The following is a 1,704-nucleotide window of genomic DNA, read 5'->3' on the forward strand; positions in this document are numbered from 1 at the left end:
GGCTTGCTCCTTCGTCGCGTACGCCCCGGCGGCCAACCGGCGACCCGGCCGCGACCGGCCACTCTGTGGCCGCTGCTCCCTAGGGGTCGCAGGTGCGGGGTTCGGAGTGCGGTCATGGCGGTTTTAGATCGCGGATTGCTATGCGGTATGGTTGGCGGGTTGTCTCGGCGAGGGTGAGTGCCCGTTTGGTGCGCACACCGTGATCGACGCGGCTCGGCTGAGTTTGTTTGGGCCGTCCTCGTTCGTTCTTTCGTCCGACGAGTAGACCTTGACCCCGGAGTTGGGTCACCCATGACCAGCCGTAGGAGCGCATTCAGTATGTCCGACGCCAATCTGATCGAAGCCGCCGTCCGCACCGAATTCGGTAAGGGCGCCGCCCGCCGTACCCGTCGCGACGGCAACGTGCCCGCCGTGCTGTACGGCCACCACGCCGAGCCCAAGCACCTGTCGCTGAACGCCAAGGCGTTCGCCGCGATCCTGCGTCTGCACGGCACCAACGCCATCCTGAACCTGCAGATCGACGGCCAGCCGCAGCTGGCGATGACCAAGTCGGTCGTCGTGCACCCGATCCGTCGCTACATCGAGCACGCCGACCTGCTGATCGTCAAGCGTGGCGAGCGCGTCACCACCGACGTCAACGTCGTCGTCACCGGCGATGCCGCGTCCGGCACCCTGATCACCCAGGAAGCCAGCACCCTGTCGATCGAGGCCGACGCGATGAAGCTCCCCGAGACCATCGAGGTTTCGGTCGAGGGCCTCGAGGCGGGCACCCAGATCCTGGCCGGCTCCATCGCGCTGCCCGCCGGCGTCACCCTGGCCGGCGACCCGGAGTCGCTGATCGTCAACGTGATCGAAGCGCCGTCCGCCGCCAAGCTGGACGAAGAGGGCGAAGGCGCCGCTGCCGAGGCCGAGACCGCGGAGACCGCTCCCGAGTCCGAGTAAGACTGCGCTACGGTTCGGCCTGTGACCGAATCTTCCGGGCCAGCGCTCGTAGTCGGACTGGGTAACCCCGGCCCCGAGTACGAGCGCACCCGCCACAATGTGGGCTTCCTGGTCGCCGATGTGCTCGCCGAGCGCGTCGGCGGCCGTTTTGCCGTGCACAAGAAGTCCGGCGCCGACCTGCTGCAGGCGCGATTGGACGGGCGTCAGATCCTGATCGCGAAGCCGCGCACCTACATGAACCTGTCCGGGCGGCCGGTGGCCGCGCTGGCGAAGTTCTTCTCGGTGCCGGTGGATCAGGTGATCGTGGTCCACGACGAGCTGGATCTGCCGTTCGGGACGCTCAAGCTCAAGCAGGGCGGCGGCGAAGGTGGTCACAACGGGCTGCGGTCGATCTCGCAGGCGTTGACCACCAAGGAATACCTGCGGACCAGGATCGGGATCGGGCGTCCGCCCGGTCGGCAGGATCCGGCCGACTACGTGCTCAAGCCCTTCGCCGCGCCCGAGCGCAAAGAGGTTCCGGTGATCGTGGAGCAGGCCGCCGATGCGGTGGAGCTGCTGTTGAAGGTCGGGCTGGAAGCGGCCCAGAACAACCTGCATTAGGGGGTTCGAGTAGTCCCAGACGGTTTGACGCGGTGTTTATTGGAGCGCTGGCGCGCTCGAGTCGCGGCCCCGAGGGGCCGCCGGGGAGCCCCCCGGGGGTTGAGACTTTTCGCGATAGCCCCCGCGGGAGTCCGGCCTCCCCGGCGCGCCCCGCCCCATACT

Annotated in this window: 2 protein-coding genes; both read left to right on the forward strand. The window is 68.0% G+C overall.

The window, feature by feature from the left end; translation table 11 throughout:
* Positions 1 to 318 precede the first annotated feature (318 nt).
* Positions 319 to 942, forward strand: coding sequence for a 50S ribosomal protein L25/general stress protein Ctc (locus tag ACFWFP_RS21615; protein WP_379297714.1), 624 nt, complete (start codon positions 319 to 321; stop codon positions 940 to 942).
* A 21-nt stretch (positions 943 to 963) separates the two neighbouring features.
* Complete coding sequence (gene pth, locus ACFWFP_RS21620) at positions 964 to 1,542, forward strand: aminoacyl-tRNA hydrolase (protein WP_266293272.1); 579 nt, start codon at positions 964 to 966, stop codon at positions 1,540 to 1,542.
* The last annotated feature ends 162 nt before the right edge of the window (positions 1,543 to 1,704 follow it).

It is taken from the genome of Nocardia sp. NPDC060249 (genome assembly GCF_042728755.1).
GTDB lineage: Bacteria > Actinomycetota > Actinomycetes > Mycobacteriales > Mycobacteriaceae > Nocardia.